The 21,736-nt window shown below is 63.2% G+C and carries 24 protein-coding genes and 2 pseudogenes; 14 read left to right on the top strand and 12 right to left on the bottom strand.

Annotated features, from left to right (window positions below):
* From QTI04_RS15590 to QTI04_RS15580, 3 genes are read left to right on the top strand one after another with little or no spacing between them, the layout of a single operon-like run.
* Nucleotides 1-1,059 carry an NAD(P)-dependent alcohol dehydrogenase gene (locus QTI04_RS15590; RefSeq protein WP_286616398.1) on the top strand — a complete coding sequence of 353 codons (1,059 nt, stop codon included), beginning with the start codon at nt 1-3 and terminating at the stop codon, nt 1,057-1,059.
* A 20-nt stretch (nt 1,060-1,079) separates the two neighbouring features.
* The gene (locus QTI04_RS15585; RefSeq protein ID WP_286616396.1) at nt 1,080-1,550 is read left to right on the top strand and encodes a cupin domain-containing protein; all 471 of its coding nucleotides are present in this window, start codon (nt 1,080-1,082) and stop codon (nt 1,548-1,550) included.
* Nucleotides 1,547-2,380, top strand: coding sequence for a formylglycine-generating enzyme family protein (locus tag QTI04_RS15580; protein ID WP_286616395.1), 834 nt, complete (start codon nt 1,547-1,549; stop codon nt 2,378-2,380). The genes QTI04_RS15585 and QTI04_RS15580 overlap by 4 nt, the downstream gene beginning before the upstream one ends.
* A gap of 196 nt (nt 2,381-2,576) precedes the next feature.
* On the opposite strand, the gene QTI04_RS15575 is transcribed toward QTI04_RS15580, so the two are convergent.
* From QTI04_RS15575 to QTI04_RS15555, 5 genes are all read right to left on the bottom strand, one after another.
* Nucleotides 2,577-4,535 carry an acyl CoA:acetate/3-ketoacid CoA transferase gene (locus QTI04_RS15575; protein WP_286616393.1) on the bottom strand — a complete coding sequence of 653 codons (1,959 nt, stop codon included), beginning with the start codon at nt 4,533-4,535 and terminating at the stop codon, nt 2,577-2,579.
* 8 nt (nt 4,536-4,543) lie between these two features.
* Nucleotides 4,544-5,671, bottom strand: coding sequence for a zinc-dependent alcohol dehydrogenase family protein (locus tag QTI04_RS15570; protein WP_286616392.1), 1,128 nt, complete (start codon nt 5,669-5,671; stop codon nt 4,544-4,546).
* A complete protein-coding gene (locus QTI04_RS15565) occupies nt 5,668-7,353 on the bottom strand; it encodes an acetolactate synthase large subunit (protein WP_286616391.1) in 1,686 nt (561 codons plus the stop codon). The genes QTI04_RS15570 and QTI04_RS15565 overlap by 4 nt, the downstream gene beginning before the upstream one ends.
* Before the next feature lie 66 nt (nt 7,354-7,419).
* The gene (phaP, locus tag QTI04_RS15560; protein WP_286616390.1) at nt 7,420-8,004 is read right to left on the bottom strand and encodes a TIGR01841 family phasin; all 585 of its coding nucleotides are present in this window, start codon (nt 8,002-8,004) and stop codon (nt 7,420-7,422) included.
* A gap of 1,161 nt (nt 8,005-9,165) precedes the next feature.
* Nucleotides 9,166-9,474: a hypothetical protein gene (locus QTI04_RS15555; protein ID WP_286616389.1), complete on the bottom strand. Its 309-nt coding sequence runs from the start codon at nt 9,472-9,474 to the stop codon at nt 9,166-9,168.
* Between the two features lie 337 nt (nt 9,475-9,811).
* Between QTI04_RS15555 and QTI04_RS15550 the strand changes: the two genes are divergently transcribed.
* Nucleotides 9,812-10,045 (top strand): DUF3606 domain-containing protein, encoded by a 234-nt coding sequence (locus QTI04_RS15550; protein ID WP_286616388.1) that lies wholly within the window; start codon nt 9,812-9,814, stop codon nt 10,043-10,045.
* Between the two features lie 1,073 nt (nt 10,046-11,118).
* Here the strand turns inward: QTI04_RS15550 and QTI04_RS15545 are convergent.
* Nucleotides 11,119-11,256 carry a hypothetical protein gene (locus QTI04_RS15545; protein ID WP_286616387.1) on the bottom strand — a complete coding sequence of 46 codons (138 nt, stop codon included), beginning with the start codon at nt 11,254-11,256 and terminating at the stop codon, nt 11,119-11,121.
* A gap of 241 nt (nt 11,257-11,497) precedes the next feature.
* Here QTI04_RS15545 and QTI04_RS15540 point away from each other — a divergent pair, with 241 nt between their 5' ends.
* Entirely contained in the window at nt 11,498-11,707 is a 210-nt protein-coding gene (locus tag QTI04_RS15540; protein WP_286605729.1) for a type II toxin-antitoxin system VapB family antitoxin, read from the top strand.
* Nucleotides 11,694-12,065 carry a type II toxin-antitoxin system VapC family toxin gene (locus QTI04_RS15535; protein ID WP_286616386.1) on the top strand — a complete coding sequence of 124 codons (372 nt, stop codon included), beginning with the start codon at nt 11,694-11,696 and terminating at the stop codon, nt 12,063-12,065. The genes QTI04_RS15540 and QTI04_RS15535 overlap by 14 nt, the downstream gene beginning before the upstream one ends.
* A gap of 280 nt (nt 12,066-12,345) precedes the next feature.
* On the opposite strand, the gene QTI04_RS15530 is transcribed toward QTI04_RS15535, so the two are convergent.
* Nucleotides 12,346-12,744: a VOC family protein gene (locus QTI04_RS15530; RefSeq protein WP_286616385.1), complete on the bottom strand. Its 399-nt coding sequence runs from the start codon at nt 12,742-12,744 to the stop codon at nt 12,346-12,348.
* Nucleotides 12,745-13,304: 560 nt separating this feature from the next.
* Here QTI04_RS15530 and QTI04_RS15525 point away from each other — a divergent pair.
* Both QTI04_RS15525 and QTI04_RS15520 read left to right on the top strand, forming a co-directional pair.
* On the top strand, nt 13,305-14,258 hold the full coding sequence (locus QTI04_RS15525) for an alpha/beta fold hydrolase (RefSeq protein WP_286616384.1): 954 nt from the start codon (nt 13,305-13,307) through the stop codon (nt 14,256-14,258).
* Nucleotides 14,259-14,456: 198 nt separating this feature from the next.
* On the top strand, nt 14,457-14,588 hold the full coding sequence (locus tag QTI04_RS15520; RefSeq protein ID WP_286616383.1) for a hypothetical protein: 132 nt from the start codon (nt 14,457-14,459) through the stop codon (nt 14,586-14,588).
* Nucleotides 14,589-15,200: 612 nt separating this feature from the next.
* Here QTI04_RS15520 and QTI04_RS15515 read toward each other — a convergent pair.
* Nucleotides 15,201-15,344, bottom strand: a pseudogene (locus tag QTI04_RS15515) (alcohol dehydrogenase); the annotation flags it as partial.
* Between the two features lie 346 nt (nt 15,345-15,690).
* On the opposite strand from QTI04_RS15515, the gene QTI04_RS15510 reads away from it, so the two are divergent.
* The gene (locus tag QTI04_RS15510; RefSeq protein WP_286616382.1) at nt 15,691-15,894 is read left to right on the top strand and encodes a hypothetical protein; all 204 of its coding nucleotides are present in this window, start codon (nt 15,691-15,693) and stop codon (nt 15,892-15,894) included.
* A gap of 321 nt (nt 15,895-16,215) precedes the next feature.
* The gene (locus QTI04_RS15505) at nt 16,216-16,932 is read left to right on the top strand and encodes a Crp/Fnr family transcriptional regulator (protein WP_286605736.1); all 717 of its coding nucleotides are present in this window, start codon (nt 16,216-16,218) and stop codon (nt 16,930-16,932) included.
* Between the two features lie 15 nt (nt 16,933-16,947).
* Here QTI04_RS15505 and QTI04_RS15500 read toward each other — a convergent pair whose 3' ends face one another.
* A complete protein-coding gene (locus QTI04_RS15500) occupies nt 16,948-17,268 on the bottom strand; it encodes a hypothetical protein (RefSeq protein ID WP_286605737.1) in 321 nt (106 codons plus the stop codon).
* Nucleotides 17,269-17,400: 132 nt separating this feature from the next.
* Here QTI04_RS15500 and QTI04_RS15495 point away from each other — a divergent pair, with 132 nt between their 5' ends.
* The 3 genes from QTI04_RS15495 to QTI04_RS15485 all read left to right on the top strand — a co-directional run bounded on the left by QTI04_RS15495 (nt 17,401) and on the right by QTI04_RS15485 (nt 18,693).
* Nucleotides 17,401-18,090: a Crp/Fnr family transcriptional regulator gene (locus QTI04_RS15495; RefSeq protein ID WP_286616381.1), complete on the top strand. Its 690-nt coding sequence runs from the start codon at nt 17,401-17,403 to the stop codon at nt 18,088-18,090.
* 89 nt (nt 18,091-18,179) lie between these two features.
* Nucleotides 18,180-18,431 (top strand): hypothetical protein, encoded by a 252-nt coding sequence (locus QTI04_RS15490; RefSeq protein ID WP_286616380.1) that lies wholly within the window; start codon nt 18,180-18,182, stop codon nt 18,429-18,431.
* Nucleotides 18,421-18,693: a DUF1488 family protein gene (locus QTI04_RS15485; protein ID WP_286605741.1), complete on the top strand. Its 273-nt coding sequence runs from the start codon at nt 18,421-18,423 to the stop codon at nt 18,691-18,693. The genes QTI04_RS15490 and QTI04_RS15485 overlap by 11 nt, the downstream gene beginning before the upstream one ends.
* Nucleotides 18,694-19,006: 313 nt before the next feature.
* Here the strand turns inward: QTI04_RS15485 and QTI04_RS15480 are convergent, their stop codons facing one another.
* On the bottom strand, nt 19,007-19,357 hold the full coding sequence (locus QTI04_RS15480; RefSeq protein ID WP_286616379.1) for a hypothetical protein: 351 nt from the start codon (nt 19,355-19,357) through the stop codon (nt 19,007-19,009).
* Between the two features lie 669 nt (nt 19,358-20,026).
* Between QTI04_RS15480 and QTI04_RS15475 the strand changes: the two genes are divergently transcribed.
* The gene (locus QTI04_RS15475) at nt 20,027-20,449 is read left to right on the top strand and encodes a hypothetical protein (RefSeq protein WP_286616378.1); all 423 of its coding nucleotides are present in this window, start codon (nt 20,027-20,029) and stop codon (nt 20,447-20,449) included.
* 261 nt (nt 20,450-20,710) lie between these two features.
* On the opposite strand, the pseudogene QTI04_RS15470 reads toward QTI04_RS15475, so the two are convergent.
* Both QTI04_RS15470 and QTI04_RS15465 read right to left on the bottom strand, forming a co-directional pair.
* Nucleotides 20,711-20,821: pseudogene (locus QTI04_RS15470) on the bottom strand (S-(hydroxymethyl)glutathione dehydrogenase); the annotation flags it as partial.
* A 205-nt stretch (nt 20,822-21,026) separates the two neighbouring features.
* Nucleotides 21,027-21,236, bottom strand: coding sequence for a hypothetical protein (locus QTI04_RS15465; protein ID WP_286616377.1), 210 nt, complete (start codon nt 21,234-21,236; stop codon nt 21,027-21,029).
* Nucleotides 21,237-21,736 lie beyond the last annotated feature (500 nt).

Genomic DNA, 21,736 nt, shown 5'->3' with positions numbered 1-21,736 from the left:
ATGGTCATGAATGTTCGCGGCTATGCGACGCACTCACCGACATCGCCGCTCGGCCTCTTCAACTTCGTGCGGCGCGATGCACGCGCCACCGACGTAGTGATCGACATCCTCTACTGCGGGGTCTGCCACTCTGACATTCACAACGCCCGCAACGACTGGGACGGTTCCAGGTATCCGATGGTGCCGGGCCACGAGATCGTCGGGCGCGTGCGCGAAGTCGGCGCCGGTGTGACCGGCTTCAAGGCCGGCGATGCAGTCGGCGTTGGCTGTCTGGTCGACTCCTGCCAGCACTGCAGAACTTGCGCACGCGGGCTCGAGCAGTATTGCGAGAACGGCTTCACGCCGACTTACAACGGCACCGACCCCCATGACCGCATGCCGACCTTCGGTGGCTATTCGGAGCGAATCGTCGTCTCGGACAAGTTCGTGGTGAAAGTGCCCGACGGCCTGGAACTGTCCGGTGCTGCGCCGCTGCTGTGCGCCGGCATCACGACGTGGTCGCCGCTGCGCCATTGGAAGGTCGGGCAGAGCAGCAAGGTCGCGGTGGTCGGCTTGGGCGGACTCGGCCACATGGCGCTCAAGCTGTCCAAGGCGATGGGCGCCGATGTCACGCTGTTCACCCGCTCCGCGGGCAAGGGGGACGATGCACGCCGGCTGGGAGCCGACCGCATGGTGCTGTCCACCGACGCGGCACAGATGGCCGCCGTCAACGGCGAGTTCGACCTCATCATCGATACCGTGCCCTATGTTCACGACGTAAACCCGTACGTTGCCACGCTGGCCATCAGCGGCACGCTGGTACTGGTCGGCTATCTCGGGCCGCTGGACCCAATGCTCAACAGCGCCCCCCTGGTCATGGGCCGCAAGACGGTGGCGGGCTCGGTCATCGGCGGCATCGCCGAGACACAGGAGATGCTGGACTTCTGCGCCGTGCACGGCATCACCTCCGATGTCGAGGTGATCCGCATGCAAGACATCAACGCGTCCTTCGAACGGATGCTCAAGAGCGACGTGAAGTACCGCTTTGTCATCGACACGGCTTCGATGCCGGCGGCATGACGTCTGAAAGGACACTCCCCATGAAATCCATGGCAATGACTGCGATCTCCCTTTCCATGGCCGCATCGGCCTTCGCGCAGGACGGCCTGCAGATTGCGCGCGCCGGCACACAGCCGTCAGCCAAGGGACCGGCCGACTTCTTTACAGGCAGTGTTCGCGTCGACCCGCTGTTCCCGAAGCCCAACGGCCCGACGCGCGCCACGGGTTCTTACGTGACCTTCGAGCCCGGTGCGCGCACCGCGTGGCACACGCACCCAGTCGGGCAGACATTGGTTGTCACCGCCGGCGCAGGCCGCGTGCAGCGCTGGGGCGACGCGGTGCAAGAGATCCGGCCGGGCGACGTCGTATGGATTCCACCGGGGCAGAAGCACTGGCACGGCGCGGCGCCCACCACCGCCATGACGCACATCGCCATCACCGAACTGTCAGACGGCAAGGCCGTGGACTGGATGGAAAAGGTCAGCGACTCGCAATACCAAGTCGCGCCATGAGCAACGCGAAAACGATGACGACATCTTCGCTGGCCACCTTCGCCATCGCGCTGGTCGTGTCGACAGCCAGCGCCGCGGGTCCGGCGTACATCAATTCCATCGGCATTCCCTTCGCGCGAATCCCCGCAGGCACTTTCATGATGGGCTCCACCCCGGAAGACGGCGAAGCACGCGACAACGAAAAGCCCCGCCATCGCGTGACGATCAGCAGGCCCTTCTACCTGGCCGCGATGGAATTGACACAGGCGCAATGGGAAGCGGTGATGGGCGGAAGCTCCTTTGCCCAGTCGCGCTCGAATCCTTACTACGACCTGCCTGGCATGGCGGCACGAATCACCCGGCCGACCCATCCGGCAACCGTGTCCTGGGACGATGCGCAGGCGTTCATCCGGCGGCTGAACCAGAAGGAGGGCCACGAACGCTATCGCCTGCCCACCGAGGCGGAATGGGAATATGCCGCCCGCGCAGGAACGGGCACCACCTACTCTTTCGGCGATGACGCAACGCAACTCGGTCGCTACGCCTGGCACGGCGAAAGCTTTGCCACCGGTGGCACGCATCCGGTCGGACAGAAACCAGCCAACGCCTGGGGACTGCACGACATCCACGGCAACGTGTGGGAATGGGTCCAGGATGCGTACGACCCGAGCTACTACGCAAGCAGTCCTGCCGCCGACCCGAAAGGCTCCGCCACCGGCAGCAAGCGGGTTGTGCGCGGCGGCAGTTGGCACAGCACTGGTGATGGGTGGCGGTCGGCTTCGCGGCGCGACTATGCGCCGGACTACCGCGGCATCAGCATTGGTATCCGACTAGCACTCGATTCCGAGTAGGACCATCGATCCACATCTTTCGGCAGGCGCCGATGCACGGGAAAAGCATCATGAAGAAGACAGTTGCAGGTTCGCTGGCCGGTTTGGCCGTGGCGCTGGCAGGAGCGTTTTCCGCGCCACTCCGCCGCAACCTATCAACGCGATAGCCGCAACCCCAGCGGCTGTGATGAGCCAGATCAGGCCACAAACGGGTGTGTCAGCGCTGGGCTGGCGAAATGAGCGGTCGCCTACGCAGAAACTCAATCGCTTCGGCCTGCGTTTCAAACAGATGTGCGGCCCCCTGGCGCGAGGACAGCGACGAGCCGAGCTTCATTCGCATGAAGGCACTGGTCGTGTAGCGTGTCGCGGTGCTGTAGTACTGCGCATGCAATTCCTCGACCATCGCGAAGTACGAGTCGCTCACGGATTCCTCGATCCGGAATCCATCGTAGTTGGCAACCAGTGCCACCTTCCGACCGGCTTGCTGGTACTGGGCGGCGAACACCCGGCGCACGCTGTCGACATCATCCATGTCATGAATGGAGTACCCCTGGAAGTTGACGAACAGGATGTTCCGCTCGCCGTCATAGCTCAGGCGCTCGGTCAACTGGAGGTCCAGGAGCGCGGCCGACAGCCCCATCGGGCCTGCGCGGTACAGCCGCGCATCCATGCATTTGACTTTCTCGATCAACGGCCGGAAATCCATGTGCGCCAGGATGTCCCGTTCGATGTCGATGCCCGGTGCCACCTCGGTCAACCGCAGTCCGCCCGGCTGCAGCGTGAAGACGCAGCGCTCGGTCACGTAGTGCACCGACTGCCGCTTGCTCATGGCTTGAGGCCCGCTGAAAGTGATCTGTTCAACGGCTGCGACAAACTTTGGCGCACGACCTTCGGTCACGATGCGCAGCTTTCCATCGTCGTCGATGCAGACTTCGAGGCCGCCCGCCGTGAAGGTGCCCGCGAAGACCACCCGACGCGCGTTCTGACTGATGTTGATGAAGCCACCGGCGCCGGCCAACCGCGTCCCGAAGCGGCTCACATTGACATTGCCCGCGCGATCGATCTGGGCCATGCCGAGGCAGGCCAGATCGAGGCCGCCGCCGTCGTAGAAGTCGAACTGTTGGTTCTGGTGCAGCAGGGCCTGCGTGTTGACTGCGGCGCCGAAGTCCAGACCGCCTTTGGGCATTCCTCCGATGACTCCGGGCTCCGCTGTCAGCGTCAGGTGGTCGAGCACGCGTTCCTCGGCCGCCACGGCGCCCAGAACCTCCGGCATGCCGATGCCCAGGTTGATGACGCCTCCCAGCGGCAGTTCGAAGGCACAGCGGCGCGCAATGAGCTTGCGTTCGTCCAGCGCCGCGACAGCGATCCTGTTGGCCGGTACACGCAACTCGCCGGAGAAGGCAGCGTTGTAGGCGGTGCCGTAGGTCTGATGATGAAGCTCCGGCGACGCCACCACGACGCAGTCGACCAGCACACCCGGCACCACCACGCTGCGCGGGTCGAGCGTTCCTGCGGCAGCGATGCGTTCGACTTGCGCGATGACCAGCCCGTTGGCATTGCGCGCCGCCATGGCGGCCGCCTGCGCGTCAAGCAACAGCGCCTCGTGCTCCATCGTGATGTTGCCGGCCGAGTCTGCGGTCGTGCCGCGGATCAACGCCACGTTGACCGCAAAGGCTTTGTAGAAGAGCCATTCCTCGCCGTCGATTTCCATCACCCGCACGAGCTCCTCCTGCGTCCGCTGGTTGACGCGCCCACCGCTCTGGCGAGGATCCACGAAGGTGCCAAGTCCGACCTTGCTGAGGGTGCCGGCGCGGTGCGCAGCGGCATCGCGGTACAGGTGCGAAATGGTGCCCAGCGGCAGGTTGTAGGCCTCGATCAGGTTGTCGGTAGCCAGTTGGGCGAGTCGCGGCACCAGTGCCCAGTGGCCACCGATGGCGCGCTTGATGAGGCCCTCGTAGGCCAGCCGGTTTACGCCGCGCAACTTGCCGTCGCCCGGCGCGGCTGCGAAGACCAGCGTCAGGTCACGCGGGCTCTGCGTTGTCACGAAACGCCTCTCCAGCGCGACGATCAGTTCCTCCGGCGTTCCGATGCCGACGAAGCCGGAGCAGCTCACGCTGTCGCCATCGCGGATGAGCGCGATGGCTTCATCGGCGGTGACGACCTTGTTTCGGTTCATGAGGTCCTTCAGTCGAAGACGACGACTTGCCGTGTGGCCTTTCCTTCGTGCAGGAGGTCGAAACCATGGTTAATTTCTTCGAGCGCGAGCCGGCCGGTGAGGAGCTTGTCCACCGGCAGGCGCCCCTGCCGGTAGAGCGCTATGTAGCGAGGGACGTCGCGCGAAGGAACGCAGGTTCCGATGTAGCTGCCCTTGAGCGTGCGCTCTTCCGCCACGAGATTGACAGCGGCCAGCGGCAAGGTCGCGATCGATGGAGGCAGGCCAGCGGTCACGGTGATGCCGCCGCGACGCGTGATCCGATAAGCCAGATCGAGCGCCGGGATCGAACCGGCGAATTCGAAAGCGTACTCAACGCCGCCCGCGCTGAATTCCCGGATCTGTTCGAGCGCGTCAGGTTGCCCGGCATTCACCGTGTGCGTGGCGCCCAGTCCGCGTGCCTGCACCAGCTTGTCGTCCGACAGGTCGATGGCGATGATCTGCCGCGCGCCGGCGGCCTGCGCACCTATCAACGCGGCGAGCCCGACGCCGCCCAGGCCGACCACCGCGACGGAAGCGCCCAACGGCACCTTTGCAGTGTTGACGATCGCGCCCACACCCGTCAGAACGGCGCAGCCGAACAGCGCGGCCTCGTCCAGGGGAACCGCGTCGTCGATCTTCACGAGCGAATGACGGGAGACAGTAGCGTACTCGGCAAATACCGAGCAGCCGAGATGATGATGGAGGGTCTGTCCAACCTGCGAGATGCGCCGTGCGCCGGACAGCAGCGTGCCAGCGCCATTGGCAGCCGCACCGGGCTCGCACAAGGCCGGCCGCCCTTCGGCGCAGGGCGCGCAATGACCGCAACTGGGCACGAACACCACGACCACGTGGTCGCCTGCTTTCAGATCGGTGACGCCGTCGCCCAGGCTTTCAACGATGCCGGCGGCTTCGTGGCCCAGCGCCATCGGCATCGGCCGCGGTCGGTCGCCATTGATGACCGAAAGGTCCGAATGGCACAGGCCCGCGGCGCTCACCTTGATCAGCACCTCACCCGGCCCGGGCGGCGCCAGGTCGACCGTCTCGATCGAGAGCGGCCTGGACGATGCATAGGGCGGCGCGACGCCCATCTGCCGAAGTACCGCGGCCTTGATCTTCATGTGAATGCTCCGGGTTGGGCGACTGTGGCCGCGACGCGGTTGCGCAATTCGTCGACGAGCACCCGGGTGTTTTCCGAATAGTCGATCGGCACTGCGATGATCTGCACGCCGCCTTCGGCGAAGGCCGCTTCGATCGCCGGCGCCAGTCCTTCCGCGGTTTCGACCCGGCGCCCCTTCGCACCGTACGCGTCGGCGTACTTCACGAAATCGGGATTCCCGAAGGTCATGCCCCAGTCGGTGAACTGGTCGACCGACTGCTTCCAGCGGATCATTCCGTAGGCGTTGTCCTCGATGATCAACACCACGAGATCGAGCTTGAGGCGAATGGCCGTCTCGAGCTCCTGCGAATTCATCATGAAGCCGCCGTCACCGCACACTGCCAACACCCGGCGTCGCGGGTAGAGCAGCGCGGCCATCATGGCCGACGGCAGGCCGGCGCCCATCGTCGCGAGCGCGTTGTCGAGGAGCAATGCGTTGGCGGTTCGCGTGGGGTAGCAGCGCGCGAACCAGATCTTGTACATGCCGTTGTCGAGCGCGACGATGCCGTCGTCGGGCATGACCTGGCGCACGTCGTGGACGATGCGTTGCGGCGTCAGCGGAAAACGCGACTCGGTGGAACGGCTCATGGTGCGCGCGAGAATGCCCTCCCGCTGCGGCAGCAAAGCCCCGGCGTTGGGGAGGCGGCCCTCGACGCGATCGGCCAACAGCGTCAGGCTCGGACCCACGTCGCCCACCACCTCGGCATGTGGGAAGTACACCTGCTCCACGGTGGCCGGCATGTAGCCGACGTGGATCACCAGCGGGCCGTCGGGACCCATGATGAACGGCGGCTTCTCGATGGTGTCGTGGCCGATGGCGAGAATCAGGTCGGCCCGGTCGATCGCTTCGTGCACGTAGTCGCGTTCCGTGAGCGCGGCCGTGCCCATCCAGAACCCGGTCCTGCCTTCGGCGATCCCGCCGCCGGCCACCGTTCCCTTGCCCATCTGCGTGTTGAAGAAAGGAATACCGACGCGGCGCACGAAATCGGCCAGTTGGCCTTGCAGCCGAGGGCGATTGCTCGCAGCGCCGAACATGACGAGCGGTCGCTCCGCCTGGATCAGCAACTCGGCGGCCCGTGCGATCGCCGCTTCATGCGCCACCGGCAGATCGATCGGGTGAACGGGCAGGACATCCACCTCGTCGGCGACTTGTTCGGCGGCGACGTCTTCCGGCAATTCGAGGTGCACCGGCCCGGGCCGCTCTTCAGCGGCGACCCTGAACGCGTCGCGTACGACGGTTGGGATGCTGGCGGCACTGACGATCTGCCGCGAAGCCTTTGTCAGCGGCTTCATCGTCGCGACGATGTCGACGATCTGGAAGCGCGCCTGTCGCGCCGTCATGATGGCCTTCTGACCGGTGATCAGCACCATCGGCATGGCGCCGAGGTGTGCATAGGCCGCGCCCGTGACCAGATTGAGCGCACCCGGCCCGAGTGTGGCCATGCACACACCAGGCTGTCCGGTCAGGCGGCCGTGGGTCGCCGCCATGAAGGCGGCAGATTGCTCATGCCGCGTGAGCACGAGTTCGATGCTGGATCGTCGCAAGGATTCGACGAGATCAAGATTTTCTTCGCCGGGCACGGCGAAGATGCGCTTGACGCCCTCGTTCTCCAGCGCCTTGACGAACAGGTCGGATGCTTTCATTGCGATCTCCGAATCCGAGGACAGGTCCTTGGAGCGCAAGTCATGGGCAATGCCAGCTTCGCCAGATCAGACTTCAATCTTTGCCGATGCGTTGGATGAGCCTTGCGCGACGGTCTCGCCGACTTTGGTGGTGTTGGCGGCCAAGGTATCCGACAGCTGCTTCGACGCCGTGTTCATGCCTTCGTAGGCCTTGTTCGAAGCGTCCACAGCAGATTGCGCCAGCGCCACGATCCTCTCGGAGCCGGGGGCGTTGTTGAAGAAAGTGCTGACGGCCTCGAGGAACTTGGCTTGCGCACCGGCAATGCCGTCTTTGTAGGCGACCCGGCGCGCGGCGCCGAAAGAAGCGAAGACCTCCTGCACCTGGCGGCCATATGCCAACGCCTTCAGCGGCGCGGCTTGCAGGGCGGCAGCCTGGAGCTTGATCAGTTCTGCCGGATCTCTCGTGGTACTGGCGATTCGGCTGTTCTCCTGGCTTTCGGCCATCAAGGTCTTGAGTGTCTGCAGATTGAGCGCGGCGAGCGTTTCCGCCCCTTCGACAGCCTTGCCGGCCAGACCTAAGATCGTGCCAACGGAAGCGTTGGTGCTGGTGGCGTGTGGAGTCATGATGGGCTTTCTGTGAGGTTTGGAATCAAGCCGCGGTGCTTGTTGCACTGCAGCATTAGCAAGTGTGGGGGCGGGCGCTAGACGACACAAGCGAAATACAGGTCCAAGCGCCGCATTAGAGGAACGCCCTCAAAGACCGGCATCGCCCCAATGCGCAATCCTCCGGTCGTAGCCTTGCTGCTGGGTCTTTCCTGGTTGCGTCGGCCGCCACAGAGGTCGCAACAGCCCTTGACAAGATGCGAGTGGAAGTCGTTGTCCGGGTTCCGTCGAGAAACACCGCGCGAAGGGCCATGCGCAGAGTTTCGAGCGGAAGGAGCTAGCGCACAGTCTTGCGATTCGCGTGCAACAGCGCGAGAAAGTGCTCGGCGGGCTTGCTCAAAGGCCGGTCCTTCGGAACCAGGCTGCCATAGGTCTTCAGCGTCTGCTTCACCTGTAGGCGACGATGCGCACCACGCCATGCTCGGCATCGCGTCGCGCCACCGCTCCCGGATGACCACCACCAGGTGCGACTGCCGGATCAGGTTGATCTACGGCAGGATGGAGCCGGTTTCCACCAGCCCCTTGGGCAATTGCGCGTGGTGGTCGCGAAACTCCCGCTCGATCACGTCGCGCATCGGGCGCTGCCCGTGGGCTGCAGGATCCATGGGACGAGCAGTTCCTCGAGGGCAACGACGATCGTCCGAATCGCCCGTGCCTACATTCGCGCTATGTGCATGACTGGCAGTCACCAGTCTTTCCAAGACAGTCCGCTCGATCTGTGCTGCACGCGTTGGGCCGGGAAGCAGCGCGTTATCGCGCGCCTGCCATGATGTGCGCTGCTGCAGACCAGATTGGTGAAACGGCCGCACAAGCACATGCATTGGTCGCCGACGACCTTGACCAGACAGGTGACTTCTTTTCGTCAGCTCCTCCCGCCCTGCTCCGCTCAAAGGCAGTTGAGCAGCGCCGAGGCTGTCGTTCGCAGCGAACCGCCTTGTGACTCAGGTCGGCCCACAAGCGATCGGCAACGAGCGTCCGCTGCAGAGAACCCAATTCGCAAGAGACAGTGAGCCGTTTCGTCGCGGACTCGACCATTTTCGCGCCGAAAAGATCGGGCCTGTTGCTTGCGCCAGGACGTATCGAGCTGCCGGATTCTGCATGCGGGCGGTTCGGTCGCGCGGTCACTAGGCCGTCACTTCTTCGGGCGAAACGGCTGACTGCGTCGCTCCATTATTTGGGGTCTGGCGTTTTCTTGCCGTCTGCTGCTGGATGCTTGGGCTTGTTGTCCTTTGCCATTGAATCTTTGCCCGTGGGGTCGGGTGTCATTGCGGCCGTGCCCTTTTGCTTCTCGTCCTTGCCCACGGCCGGGTGATCTCCCATAGGCTTGGCATCCTTGGAACTGACTGACGGGTCTTGGGGGTTCGGCGCGGTGGGTCCGGTCGAACCGCCGCTTGTTGGCGGGGCTGCGGTCTGCGCGAACACAGAAACAGATCCGAACGCCAAGCAGGCAGCGAGCATCGTTGATGTCACTATCGTCATGATGTCTCCTTGAATCGAATATGAGATCACCACTCGGCGCCTTTCGGAGTGCAACGACTGCGCGCCGTTATCCCCGCTCAATGTGGGCTTGCGCCTACCTCCGTTCTGACGCTGGCACTCTTGCGTGCCCTCCTCAGGGTCGCAAAGGCAAGCGCGTTCCGTTCAATAGTTCTCTCTAGTCCAGTGCCCTGCTGCGATGGTCATCGCAGGACGGCGAGTTGCTTGCGGCTCCTCGGGATGGCCGACCTTCGATGTCTGCGTGAACCTACACAACATCGACCTCGATCGCGCTAGCTTGCGTCCCATCCCCCTCGCCCTTCCCCACCCGGAGCCCCCTATGCCAAACGACCCCAGCCGCGCCCCAAACTCTTCCGACCCCGAGCGCATCGATTTGCAATCGGAAGGGTCGATCGCAGAATGGACGCGGAAACTCGATGTGACTGAAGCTCAGCTGACAGAGGCCATCGCGTCCGTGGGCGATCGTCCCACCGACGTCGAACTGCACCTGAAGGGGTCACGCAGCACCACCAATGAAGAGCAGGTCGAAAAGGCGAGCGGCACGATTCGTTGACAAAGGGCCTGCTCGCAGGTCGGCCCCAAAAGTCGTCAAGTTGAACTGGTAATTGGACCGTGATCGGCCGCGGGCGATAAGCCGCCGGCCTTGGTGCAAACGCACATCGGGCAGGCAAGCCGCGGCGCGCTGCGCGCGTGCTAAGGCGAGGGCTTCGGTGGAGACGGAGGTCGCGACGGTTTCTGCGTCGGCAACTCGGCCGGTGTCGAACCGTCCGGGTTCGTGGCCGGCTTATGTTGCGGATCGTCCAGCCGATCCGGGGATCCCGGAGAGGTCACGCCCCGACGCGTCGACTTTCGGGTGGCGGCGTTCATGTTGAATCCCGAACCGGCGCTGTCGCGACGGGGGCTTCTGTGTTCCGACGTGCTCTGGCTTTGCTCATGCCGGTCTCCTATTCGAGCGACCTAGAGTTGCACGCTACGCCCTTTCTTTCCGGGGGCTGTCGGCGCCGCCCGCGATTCACGTAGGAAGAGTCGTACCCTTTCAGCAGCCGCGGAGCAACCGCGTTCGCTGCGGTCGGGTCGCGAGATGGCTTTTTCAAGTGTGCGCATGCCAGTGGCGCAAAAGGCAACTACGTGGGCGCGCACGCGGAGGCGCTCGCGATGGCACGGGATGCGCTCGTCACCGCGATGGACTTCTACTTCGAGGACATGCGCATGGTCCCGGCGCCTGGAAAGGTGGCCCGCGACCGCGATGTTGTCAAGCTGCCCGCCAGCCTGCCGGCCAAAGTGCTGCGCTCAACGAGATGCTGCGGCAGCACCTGCGTCCGGCGGATCTCGCCCGAAAGCTCAACACGAGCTCGCAGGACGCGAACCGGCTCCTCAACCTGCGCCGCCACGAAGATCGACAGCGTGCAGCAGGCGCTCGCGACCCTCGTGTTGCTTGACGGGAAACCCGACGCCGAGGAGATCGAGCAGTACCTCGCGATCGGATGGGACAAGCCGCCGCCGACAGATCGAGGAGCTGGCGCGCATGAGCCCCGAGGACCGCGACAACGCCTGGACGACATCAGCGCGCGGCCCTACACCTCGGAGGAGCTGGAGTGGCTGAAGCCCAAGTTTCGGCCCGTAGCCTCAGGTCGAGGCATCCAGAGGAACGCCCAGCGCCGAGGCCAACTTCTTCAGCGTGCCAGTCGACGCGTCTCGCTTGCTCGGGTAAGCGGCCAGCGCGTGAATCTTCGACTTCACCAATTCGCGCGTGTTGCTCGGCATAGCTGCGAGAGCCTTCACTGCCCAGTGCCCCCGCTGCGATGGTGATCGCAGGGCTTGACACGCCTTCTTCAAATTCTGCCCCGTGCACCGCGAGTTGATACTCCGTCAGCGCGATCTGATCTGCTGCATGCGTCCAGCAAACCCAACTTGAACGCGGAATGCTCATATCCGTGCCGCCAGACCACAAGTATCATCAAATGTGGCATCATACGATGCACTTTATGATGCAAGAGAGGGTACGATGCGCACCACTGTGACCCTTGACGATGAGCTGCTTTCACAAGCCCGAACCTTTACGGGCATCCGAGAAAACTCCGCACTGATCCAAGAAGCGCTCAGAACCCTCGTCCAGAGGGAAGCCGCGCTACGGCTGGCACGCTTGGGGGGCAGCGCACCGAACCTCAAAGCAGCGCCGCGACGGCAGGGAGAGATCGCCGATGATCCTGGTTGACACGTCGGTGTGGATTGACCACCTTGCCCGAGGCGACTCAGGACTCCAAGCGCTCCTCGAAGAAGGTGAAGTCCTCATGCACCCATATATCGTCGCGGAGATCGCGCTGGGCAGTCTGAATCGGCGAGATGAGACTGTCGGCGCGATGCAGGCCCTTCCCGAGGTACCTCTGGCTCGACATGTCGAGGTGATGGCCTTTCTCAACAACGAGCGGCTGTTCGGCATCGGGATCGGCTATGTGGATCTTCACCTGCTTGCTGCGACCCGCCTCGCCGTCGGGACGAGGCTCTGGACGCGCGACCGGCGCCTGCTCCAAGCGGCGCTCAAGTTGGATCTGGCGGCGTTCGCTGCGCATTGAGGCCGCGAACGACGCGGCCGAATCGGGGTCGATTGTGTTTTCGCTTTCAAATTGAAGAGGTTCGCTGTCCGACCAAGACCGGCGCTTTGAACGTTGCCATGCACCTGGCGCTTGCGAGCAGGTCCTAGTCAACCGACCCGTCGGCACGGCGAACTTTAGACTGATCTGAGCCATTCGAGCAGGATGGACGAGGGGCGGCCAAGCACTCAGAACTTGACACTCGCCACACCGACATCGGCCGCGCGACTTTTGCCGTGAAGGGGAGTTCCGAAATATCTCTTCAAGTTTCCGCTGCAGAGTCCGGCAATGGATTGCTGACCTCGACTAGGTTGCCATCCGGGTCTCGGAAGTAGACGGATAGAAGCTTGCCTGTGGCTCCCTCGCGCTCGCCGGGGCCGGCGACAATCTCGATCCCCAGCGATCGGAGTTCCTCCGAAAATTGCACGACAGGGTCGCGCGTCAATACGCAAAAGTTTCCGCTGCCTGGTACCGTTGAGCGCGCAATGTCGGGGACTGAGCCAGCTTCTTGCAAGCTGATCTTGTTCGATCCGAAATGAAGTGACCATTTGCCGGGCCGTTCTTCCCGCGCCTCCATCCCGAGCAGGCGCTGGTAGAACTCAATCGTCCGGTCCACGCGCGCAACACAGAGAACGATGTGATCCAGGCTAGCAATCTTCATGGTTGCCTATATGGACGCCTCTCGTGTGGCAAGCGAGTTCATGAAGCTCTGACTCGGCGGTAATGACTGCGGTCCTATATCCGGCCTGTTTGTGCAGATCGCACCGAAGCCGCCGCTGGCCTTGATGGTCATGCGCGGGGTCGGTGCTCATCTCCGTTTGCGGGCTTCGCACGAGGCTTGCCCAGGCAACCATTCAGCTTTACCCGACCCGCGGTCCGACCGCTTCACCATCACTTCATAGACTCGACTCACGCACTCTTTGCGGCATCCACTCCTAAAGGTTTGTTGTCTCAGGTTGTTGATCTAAGCCGCCTGCGCTTGCGCGCCGCAGCATCTGGGCGGAGTGCTCTTCCACTCCGATCGGTACGCCCGCAGTCAGGCGACACGACAAACCGACCCCCGCATTGATTCATCCGGTCTGCTACCAGATGAGTTCGGCTTCAAGCCTCACGGAATGTGCTATCTGATGGATGGTCCAGGGCAGCGATCATCGCGCCGTTCCGGCCACAACCGGACCTTCCGGGCATCCTTCTTTGTCACAGAATCTTTTTGGGGCGTCCATGGCAGGCCCCGGCACGATCAATGAGCAATGTTGCGCAGAGACGCGCGAGAAGACGACCAGGAGGCAGACCACCAAATCGACCACCGGCGTTGCCCAGACGCCGCTCGGCCCGATCGAGTACGCCGTCGTCGGTGACGGCATTCCGGTGCTCGTGATTCATGGCAGCCCGGGCGGCATCGACGCAGCCGAGCTAATGGCCCGCTTCTTGCCGAAGAAGCAGTTCAGGGCGATCCTGGCCTCGCGGCCCGGCTACCTCCGCACCCCGCTTGGCGATCGGCTCACTATCGACCAGCAGGCCGACCTTGTCGCGGCGCTGCTGGATGAACTCGGCATCGAGAGGGCGGCGGTCTACACGTGGTCCGGTGGTGGGCCTGCCGGGTACCGACTGGCCGTCAAGCATCCCGACAAGGTCATGTCGCTGGTCGCCTTCGCCGCGGTCAGCCAGGCGTACCACGACACGAACCTGACTGCCGTCACCCGGTTGATGCTCACAACTTCGGCCGGACGCTGGCTCATGCGGGTGCTCGCGGCACATCAGCCCAAGCAGTACATCGCCGGCGCCCTGAGCAGCGAAGGAGATTTGACCAGGGAGCAGTTGGCGGAGCAGGTCGCCGCGGTCTTCGCCGATGACACCAAGCGCCAGTTCATTCTCGACCTCGGCCCGACCGCCGAGCAGGGCAAGGACCGGCGAAGCGGCTACAACAACGACTTGGAGCAGTTCGGACGGATCGAGTCACTCGAACTCGAGCGGATCACGGTGCCCACGCTGATCGTCCAGGGCACCGTCGACTCGGACCTCCCGCCTGAGCAGAGCTATTTCGCGGCAGAGACGATCCCGGGCGCCGAATTGCTCAAGCTCGAAGAAGGGACCCACCTGGCGCTGTACACGAACGCCGACTCCGATGCCGCTCAGCAGCGCGTCATCAAGTTTATGAGCGCGCACGCGTCCTGACGGTCGGCGGAACAGAGCCGGGAATGCCCTGACCGGTGCCATCGTCGTTGTTGACGCCCATTGCGAGCCAGAAGTTCGCTGGACTTCTCGGCGCTCAGCGCTTTCTCTCGGTGGTACAAGCAGCAGTTCGGCGAAAGGCCACTCGGCGTCGCGCCGCGGGCATCGGGGCTCATCGATCGGCTTGATGGAGAGACCCACATGCACGAGATTCGATGTCTGAACGAAGAGATGGAGGAACTGGCGGTCTTCCTATCGCCGTCGATCTTCAAGCGGGCGGCGCGCGATCCGTCGCCGGTGACCGTTCCCGGCATCCCGACGGAGTGCATCTAGAAGTGACGGCGTCGTCGCGGGACACGACACACCCGCCAAATGTTGCTTCGGTGCGAACCGGGGAAGCATGGACGCCGACGGAAACACCGCTCCCGTTCGCATTGCGGACATACGGCAGTCGATGGCAACCGGCAGGCCTGTGGATGAGCCGAGCGAGTGCGCTGCCTTCTCTATCGACCCTGACTCAACCGACGCGCCCCTTGATCTGTCAGGTATTCGCGGCCTTTTTGATCGGATGCCACCAAGCCGTTAGACCTGAGCCGGTGCGATACCACAGTCGGGTCATTCGGAGCGCTTTTGCCATTCTCGTTTGCCAGCCTCTGCAGCCTGTTCCACTGGTCATTGTTGAGTTGGATTTTCTTCGCCATATAGCGTCTTGAATCTGATGGGGCCGCCGTTGTCGAATTTCAAAGGCACGAAGTTGGGCAATATTGCGTTCGATCAAGTGGCCAAGCTATATGGTCGTCAACTTGCAGGCCGCCAAGGGCGCTGGGGCTCACGGTCTCGCAAAAGGGTGCTGCTGGGCAGCGGACGAGTGAACCACAGCCTCTTCAGATGGACCTTGCTGCCATGCACACCGACGCTGGCGATGGTGCGGCCCAGTGCCTCAAATAGGATGTGCAGATCCGTGCCGCAGACCGTCGCGCGCGTGATGCGGATCACCGCGTCGGTGCTCATCTGAAGGGGCGGCTTGGGGCGGTCCTCCAGATTCTTCTTGCCAGGGCCGTTGTACACGACTTGCATGGGGGCTTTCATCCCAATGGGTCGGGGGATCCGTCTGCGCTATAGCGACGAAACCCCTTGTAGAGAATCGCGCGCAATGGGTCTGTACGCCACCGCACACGAGCAGGCCGGGCAGTCCCGGAATACCTGGCCATCCCGGTGAGTCCCGCGCCGTGGCAGGTGATGCAGGCGGGCAGCTGCTTGCTCGGGTCGCCGGTGATCGCCAGCGTCGAGCCGCGCGATCACTACGGGCGCGGCTGCGCGCGGAGGAACTCGACAGCGTTGCGAAGTTCTATGCGCGTCGGGAGCCGGCGACTGGCAGTCGCTGACGAACGCCGCAACAATGACGGGCTCTCACCCCAATTGTCGGAGGCACGACATGAGCGATACGAGCTTTGAGCACCACGGGCATCAGGTCGAAATCAAGGCCTGGCAGGCGGAATCCCGTTGGGCATGGTCGTTCCAGATCGATGACAGGTTGCCGGTCGAGAACGTCCAAACCGGCGCGCGGTCGGAGGAATCGGCGCTGATCGAGGCAAGGCACGAAGCCATCGCGGCGATCAAGACGCTCGACGGGCCGTAGAGTGGCTATTGGGGCGTGCAGATCACTCTGCTCGGAGTTCGGTCTTTCACTGGCTCTCGTGAGGCCCGCCAGAATCCGGGACAGTCACCGGCATCGAGGAACCTCCCATGACGGGAGAGCGCCGAAGCAACCTCTACCAGCGCCGGATGACCGTCCTTGCATCGTGAGGCGATTCAGGATGCGTGTCTGTGCGCCGCCGCACGCAGTGCCTGCAGCCCTTGTGCGATAGCGAACATCGAATCGCTCAGGTGCCTATACTACCCATGGCTGTGCTCACGAGCGCTCCAAGGTCATCCCGAAGCCAGCATTCCGGAGGAAGCGATGGCCATTCGGCCCGAACCAAGAAAGAACCACCTGCTTGGGGCCCTGCCCGATGCCGAATGGCAGCGCTGGCTACCGCAACTGGAAGCGGTCGAGATGCCGCTGGGCCACGTGCTCTATGAGTCGGGCACCACGCTGAGCCACGTTTACTTTCCGACAACCTCCATCGTCTCCCTGCTGTACGTCATGGAGAACGGCGCTTCCGCAGAGATTGCCGTGGTCGGCAACGAAGGCATCGTGGGCATCTCGCTGTTCATGGGTGGAGAGTCCACGCCCAGCCGTGCCGTGGTGCAAAGCGCAGGCCATGGCTTCCGGCTCAAGGCAGAGGTGATCAAGGAGGAATTCAATCGAGCCCCGGTCCTGCATCTCCTGCTGCGATACACCCAGGCGCTGATCACGCAGATGGCGCAAACCGCGGTTTGCAACCGGCACCACTCGCTGGATCAGCAACTGTGCCGCTGGCTGCTGCTGAGCCTGGACCGGCTACAGGGCAATGAACTCGTGATGACGCAGGAACTGATCGGCAACATGCTCGGCGTGCGCCGCGAAGGCGTGACCGAAGGTGCGCTCAAGCTGCAAAGGGCCGGGCTGATCAGTTATGCGCGAGGTCATATCTCGGTGCTGGACCGACAAGGGCTGGAGCAGCGCTCCTGCGAGTGCTATGCGGTGGTCAAGAAGGAATACGACAGGCTCCTTCCGGCCAGGCTGGCAATCTAGGCCCTGCGCCGAAGCTCAGCTGGAACCTGCCGGGTTCACCATCTTCGTGACATCCGCGACCTGCTGGGACATGCGGGCCTGTGCTTCGGCAGCCATCCCCATGAGGCTCTCGGCGTGCTCTCGCGCGAAGGTCGAATAGTTGTCAGTGAGACTGCGGATCAGGTCGGCCTGGGCCCCGGAGGCGGCTTCCCCTCCGAAGGTCTTCTGTGCCAGCTCCATGTACTTTTGAGCGCTGGTGTTGACCAGGTCGACCATTTCCTGGGACTGCGCAAAGCGCGTGATGAGTTCCGCATTCGCGGTGGAAAGCTTGACGAAGGGCTGAGTGAGGTTTTGCATGGAGACCTTTCCGGCGGGTGAGGATCAAAGCTCACTTGTAGGGCGCCCTCGGACTGCCGTCTGTGCGGTGGCAGACAGTCGCACCGGCCAATAGCGCGCAGAGTGGGTCCTCCCGCCTCACACGGAGCATGCTTGGCCGCCATCGAGAACCACCTCATCGAATTGCTCCCACGCAACGACCGCCGGCGCCTGTTGGACATCTGCGAACCGGTCCAACTGGTACTGGCCGAAGTGATCCACGAGCCGGGGGTTGCCACCCGGCATGCCTACTTTCCCGTCGACGGCTTCATTTCGCTGATTGCACGGATTGGCGACCATCCTGGGCTGGAAGTCGGCATGGTGGGTCGGGAGGGGATGCTGGGGTCCAACCTCGCACTCGGCGTGGAGATCGCACCGCTGCGCGCGCTGGTGCAAGGCGCTGGCGCGGCCTGGCGCATCACCACCGCCGACTTCCAGCGCGAACTGGCACGCAACGCGCCACTGCAGCGGGTGCTGGACCGGTACATCCAGGTTTCGATGTCGCAGTTGGCCGCATCGGCGGCGTGCCTGCGGTTTCACCAGATCGGACCACGCCTCGCACGCTGGCTCCTGATGAGCCAGGACCGCGCGCATGCCGACAGCTTCCACGTCACGCATGAGTTTCTGGCCTACATGCTGGGCGTGCGCCGCGTGGGCATCACGCTGGCCGCCGGTGGCCTGCAGCGCAGCGGGTTGATCGAGTACAACCGCGGCACCCTCAAGGTGCTCGATCGTCCAGGGCTCGAAGCGACGGCCTGCGCCTGCTATGCCGCGGACGAGAAAAGCTATGCGGGATTGCTTTGACCCACCGTCTGTGCGCTGCCGAACCGACAAGCGGCGGTGGGCGCTGTACAAGGGAACATTGGGCTCAGCCCCTGTTCGAGCAAGACACCATGGACTACGACTGCGATTCCACGCGCCTCTCCTATCACGGTTGGGAGATACGCAGCCACCTCACCGGCGTTTCCTTCGACGGCACCGTGGCGGCCGGGGCGATGCTGTACTTCGAAGAGGCATGCCGGTGCCACATCATCTCGTGCAGGCAATTCGTCAACGGCGTCGATGCCATCCACGCCATTGAAACCAAGGCCTCGCTCTGGATCGATGACCGCGAAAACAATTCCAGGACCGATCATGTCGAATGATCCCTTCTTTCATGAGGGCTCGGGTGCCGTCCATTTCTGGGTTCCTGTCGATGGCACGCTGGTCGGGGCCAGCATCGGCAAGGAAACGCTGCACTACTGCTATCGGTCGACCGCCATTGACGACCAGCCGCTGGAGACCTACCAGCTTCACGCACAGGAGATCGATGCGGCCGTGCGCCGACGCGTTGCGGGCGGCTCCGTCGAGCCCGTGATGCTGCGCGACTACGATCTGCACCCGGCGGTCGGCAAGGGCATCGAATAGGCCCGCGGGGCAAGGTCCCGGCGCCTACAGCGGCGCAGCGCGGGCTGCGATGGCGCTTTGCGAACCAGCGGGACCAAGATGAGCGGTCGTCGTACGCACGTATGGCGCCGCTGCCTGTTGAGGTCTGCGATGCTGCTCTCTAACCCAGTGGGGCAGGCAATGGACGACGCGGGCATTCGGCAGCGCTTCATCGCGTCCTCGGCGCTGGCAAAGCTGCGTTGGTTCATCCCGGGGCGCTGTGAAGTGCGGTGTGTTCACGCATGCACGGGCGTGCCCACCACGACCTATTGATCAGCATTTCCGTGCATCTACATCACTCGATGTGACAACCCAAAGCCTTGAAACTGCGCTCGGCATTGCGATTTCGAAGGCGGTGCTGATGCGCAGACGGAATCATCCAGTGAAATTTGTTTCGCTGCGTTGCTGTCGTTCGTGGCGAGTTCCTTTCAGTCGCCAGTAAGCGCTGACCGCCATTTCGCGACATTTTTGAAGCAAGCCGTACGCTCTCGCGCTCGATCTCGGCGCGCAACACAGGCGGAACCTGCTCGCAATTGCCCCACCAGCGCGCCCAGTCGCGTCCGCCAATGATGACGTGCGGGCGCAGGTTGTGCAGCACCAGCAGCGAGCCGATGCGGTTCGTGTGTGAGGTTCGCTCCTTCGTCACCCGAGCGAGCTCGCGGTGGGCGTGCGTCTTCGTCCTCGGCCGTGGGCTCATGCACCACCGACCACACACGCTCGCCGCGATGCTGGCGCAGCAACATCGTCAACAGCTTGTCGCCATCGTCGTCGGCGCATCCGTCGCGAGCGGCAATGCGCAGCATCCTCGATGCCACGCATGAAGACCTGCGAGCCATCCTTTCGGAGGTGCCAACCCTCGTGGCCAGCGACCAACGGGTGCGACTTCCTCTGCGCGATGGAGACCGCGAACGAACTCTTCGACACCTCCCAGGGAGCCGTTCGTCCCGATGTACGGTAACGCACAGACCGGCACCACCAAGGCGGCGCATATTTCTCCGGTCAGTGCACGCGCAAAGTGCTCAGTTCTGTTGGCGCCGCGATTGGGCAAGGGAAAGGAACGGCCATGCCCATTCGTCCGGTTTCGCATCGGCGGGGGCGAATACCTATTCGGGGCAGCCACGGTGATGCGCGCGACGCCATCCGGCGTGGCAGCATCTGCGATAAGGCCTGCGCTTGTTGGGAGTACGCCAAACGCCGCTCCCCTGCTGTAAACGCTCGTGGCGCGCTGGAGCAATCCTGAAGATCCGCGGGCTCGCCTCCGAGGCCCTCCGAGGTTTCCCACGCTCGTTAGACGGCCGTCGTCAAGGAGAATTCGATGTCAGATGCGATCCAAGAAATTGAGGAGCGTACGCGGCTTCTCGAGAGGGCAAAGGTCGAGAAGGATCTGGAGGGACGCCCCAAGACTCTGGAGCGCAGAGACAAGAGTGATGTTCTCCATGCTGCCTCAGCGACGAAGGGCCAAAAGGTGCTCGCGCTGATCTGGAGGTCCCTGGCATACGCAATAGCGGTCGCATTGTTCATCACCGCTTGTCTCGCATTCACCCTCGCCGCTTGGGACTATGACAGCGTCGAACAAGGGATTCTGGGATCCTTCGCTCACTACCTGGCAAGAGCCTTCTTCGTGTTTCCGCTGGTCCTGGCATGCGCCTGGGCGCTCTCTTACCGCACCATGCAAAACAACCCGAAGTTCCGCGACGACGTAGTTACGAAGTCTGGACCAGGACGTGGTGGCGTCTGAACGCTGATGCAACAACGATCGAGGGGACCCAAGCATTCCTTCGCTTCACAACGTGTTCCTGCCGCCTTCAATCAGTCTCATTCAAAAGTGAAGGGGATGGTGATAAGCAGGTCTTCAAGATCTGCACCGCCCATCTCCAAACTGATCTTGGTACCATTCCCATTGCTCCGGGGACGCGCAACGACGACGTTTTCAGAAGCACCAGTCGACAATGTTTCGACGTCGGCGCGCCCGCGTGCGCGCCAAGGCCACGCCTTCTCACTTGCGGCCGGTCACGAGCTGGGCGCCCGCCTCAGCCACGCCGATGATGATGCTTCAGCCCCAGCCCTTGTATGTGCATTCCAGCGCCTGGCGCGTCAAAAGCGTGTTGCCGCTCCCTCAGCGGACGCGACCGCGGCGCGCCAGGTTGATGATAGTCAGCAAAATGACCGCGCCGCTCAGCGAGGCGAAAGCAAGCCCGGACGCTGAAGTCGTTCTGGTTGGACTGTCGCGGCCCCCAGCAGCGGGGGCACGAGCCAGGTAGGTACTTTGATCTACCAACGAGCGATCGCCCGGGACGAGCCGGGCAGAAACGTCCTCAACGCTTCTGGCCAGGTTGCTGTTGCGTGCCTTGACCAGGTTGTTGCCCGGTCTGCTGCTTACCCGGGTCTTGCTGTTGTTGCCCCGGATTACTTGGACTGCCTTGCCCCGGTTGTTGCTTTCCCGGATCCTGCTGCTGCTGCTGGCCAGGATTGGCGGGCTGATTGCCTGTCTGGTTGGGATTGCTTTGACCTGATTGATTTGCCATATGAATGCCTCTTAAGTCATCGGAGCACTGGCGCTCCGCTGGTCAAAGTAGGCACTCATGCAGCGCGTACCGGTAGTCTTGCACCAGCTTGGCTCGTAGGACAAATATCGGCATGGCCGGATCTATCCGGACGAGAGGCACGTAGAGCTGGCGCCAAAGCGCTTGCACCCGAGCGTCCGGCCCCCGAGCTGGTCATGGGGGACAGCGGACCCAGCATCATTGTCCGAGGGACGCGCGTACGCCCGTACTGCGTCATCGCATGGCCGTGATGGAGATCACAGTTGGGCTTCGTTTCGAACGGCCCGTGATGTGTGGGGTCTGTTCATCGAGGGCTCAACGCCCGAGGACGCGCACGCCGCATTTGTTACGCATGATTCCCCCTCGACGGACCGGCGCGGCAAATGCGCCGTGCATGCTCGCTTCGCATCCTCCTTGCGGGATTCCGACCTACGGAGGCGAGAACATTGCGACGACACGTGGGCTCACTGCCGTCGTCAAAG

The organism is Variovorax sp. J22R115, from assembly GCF_030317005.1.
Lineage (GTDB): Bacteria > Pseudomonadota > Gammaproteobacteria > Burkholderiales > Burkholderiaceae_C > Variovorax.
The sequence above is the reverse complement of the archived record's forward strand: the minus strand, read 5'-3'. Positions and strand labels throughout refer to the sequence as shown.

What these genes read in the sequence shown, in the direction of transcription:
- QTI04_RS15580 (WP_286616395.1), top strand. Translation starts at nt 1,547, where the DNA reads ATGAGCAACGCGAAAACGATGACGACATCTTCGCTGGCCACCTTCGCC.
- QTI04_RS15535 (WP_286616386.1), top strand. Translation starts at nt 11,694, where the DNA reads ATGATCCTGGTTGACACGTCGGTGTGGATTGACCACCTTGCCCGAGGC.
- QTI04_RS15500 (WP_286605737.1), bottom strand. Translation starts at nt 17,268, where the DNA reads ATGCAAAACCTCACTCAGCCCTTCGTCAAGCTTTCCACCGCGAATGCG.
- QTI04_RS15555 (WP_286616389.1), bottom strand. Translation starts at nt 9,474, where the DNA reads ATGACGATAGTGACATCAACGATGCTCGCTGCCTGCTTGGCGTTCGGA.
- QTI04_RS15585 (WP_286616396.1), top strand. Translation starts at nt 1,080, where the DNA reads ATGAAATCCATGGCAATGACTGCGATCTCCCTTTCCATGGCCGCATCG.
- QTI04_RS15545 (WP_286616387.1), bottom strand. Translation starts at nt 11,256, where the DNA reads ATGCCGAGCAACACGCGCGAATTGGTGAAGTCGAAGATTCACGCGCTG.
- QTI04_RS15525 (WP_286616384.1), top strand. Translation starts at nt 13,305, where the DNA reads ATGGCAGGCCCCGGCACGATCAATGAGCAATGTTGCGCAGAGACGCGC.
- QTI04_RS15575 (WP_286616393.1), bottom strand. Translation starts at nt 4,535, where the DNA reads ATGAACCGAAACAAGGTCGTCACCGCCGATGAAGCCATCGCGCTCATC.
- QTI04_RS15520 (WP_286616383.1), top strand. Translation starts at nt 14,457, where the DNA reads ATGCACGAGATTCGATGTCTGAACGAAGAGATGGAGGAACTGGCGGTC.
- QTI04_RS15465 (WP_286616377.1), bottom strand. Translation starts at nt 21,236, where the DNA reads ATGGCAAATCAATCAGGTCAAAGCAATCCCAACCAGACAGGCAATCAG.
- QTI04_RS15540 (WP_286605729.1), top strand. Translation starts at nt 11,498, where the DNA reads ATGCGCACCACTGTGACCCTTGACGATGAGCTGCTTTCACAAGCCCGA.
- QTI04_RS15550 (WP_286616388.1), top strand. Translation starts at nt 9,812, where the DNA reads ATGCCAAACGACCCCAGCCGCGCCCCAAACTCTTCCGACCCCGAGCGC.
- QTI04_RS15510 (WP_286616382.1), top strand. Translation starts at nt 15,691, where the DNA reads ATGAGCGATACGAGCTTTGAGCACCACGGGCATCAGGTCGAAATCAAG.
- QTI04_RS15590 (WP_286616398.1), top strand. Translation starts at nt 1, where the DNA reads ATGGTCATGAATGTTCGCGGCTATGCGACGCACTCACCGACATCGCCG.
- QTI04_RS15490 (WP_286616380.1), top strand. Translation starts at nt 18,180, where the DNA reads ATGGACTACGACTGCGATTCCACGCGCCTCTCCTATCACGGTTGGGAG.
- QTI04_RS15505 (WP_286605736.1), top strand. Translation starts at nt 16,216, where the DNA reads ATGGCCATTCGGCCCGAACCAAGAAAGAACCACCTGCTTGGGGCCCTG.
- QTI04_RS15530 (WP_286616385.1), bottom strand. Translation starts at nt 12,744, where the DNA reads ATGAAGATTGCTAGCCTGGATCACATCGTTCTCTGTGTTGCGCGCGTG.
- QTI04_RS15570 (WP_286616392.1), bottom strand. Translation starts at nt 5,671, where the DNA reads ATGAAGATCAAGGCCGCGGTACTTCGGCAGATGGGCGTCGCGCCGCCC.
- QTI04_RS15565 (WP_286616391.1), bottom strand. Translation starts at nt 7,353, where the DNA reads ATGAAAGCATCCGACCTGTTCGTCAAGGCGCTGGAGAACGAGGGCGTC.
- QTI04_RS15485 (WP_286605741.1), top strand. Translation starts at nt 18,421, where the DNA reads ATGTCGAATGATCCCTTCTTTCATGAGGGCTCGGGTGCCGTCCATTTC.
- QTI04_RS15475 (WP_286616378.1), top strand. Translation starts at nt 20,027, where the DNA reads ATGTCAGATGCGATCCAAGAAATTGAGGAGCGTACGCGGCTTCTCGAG.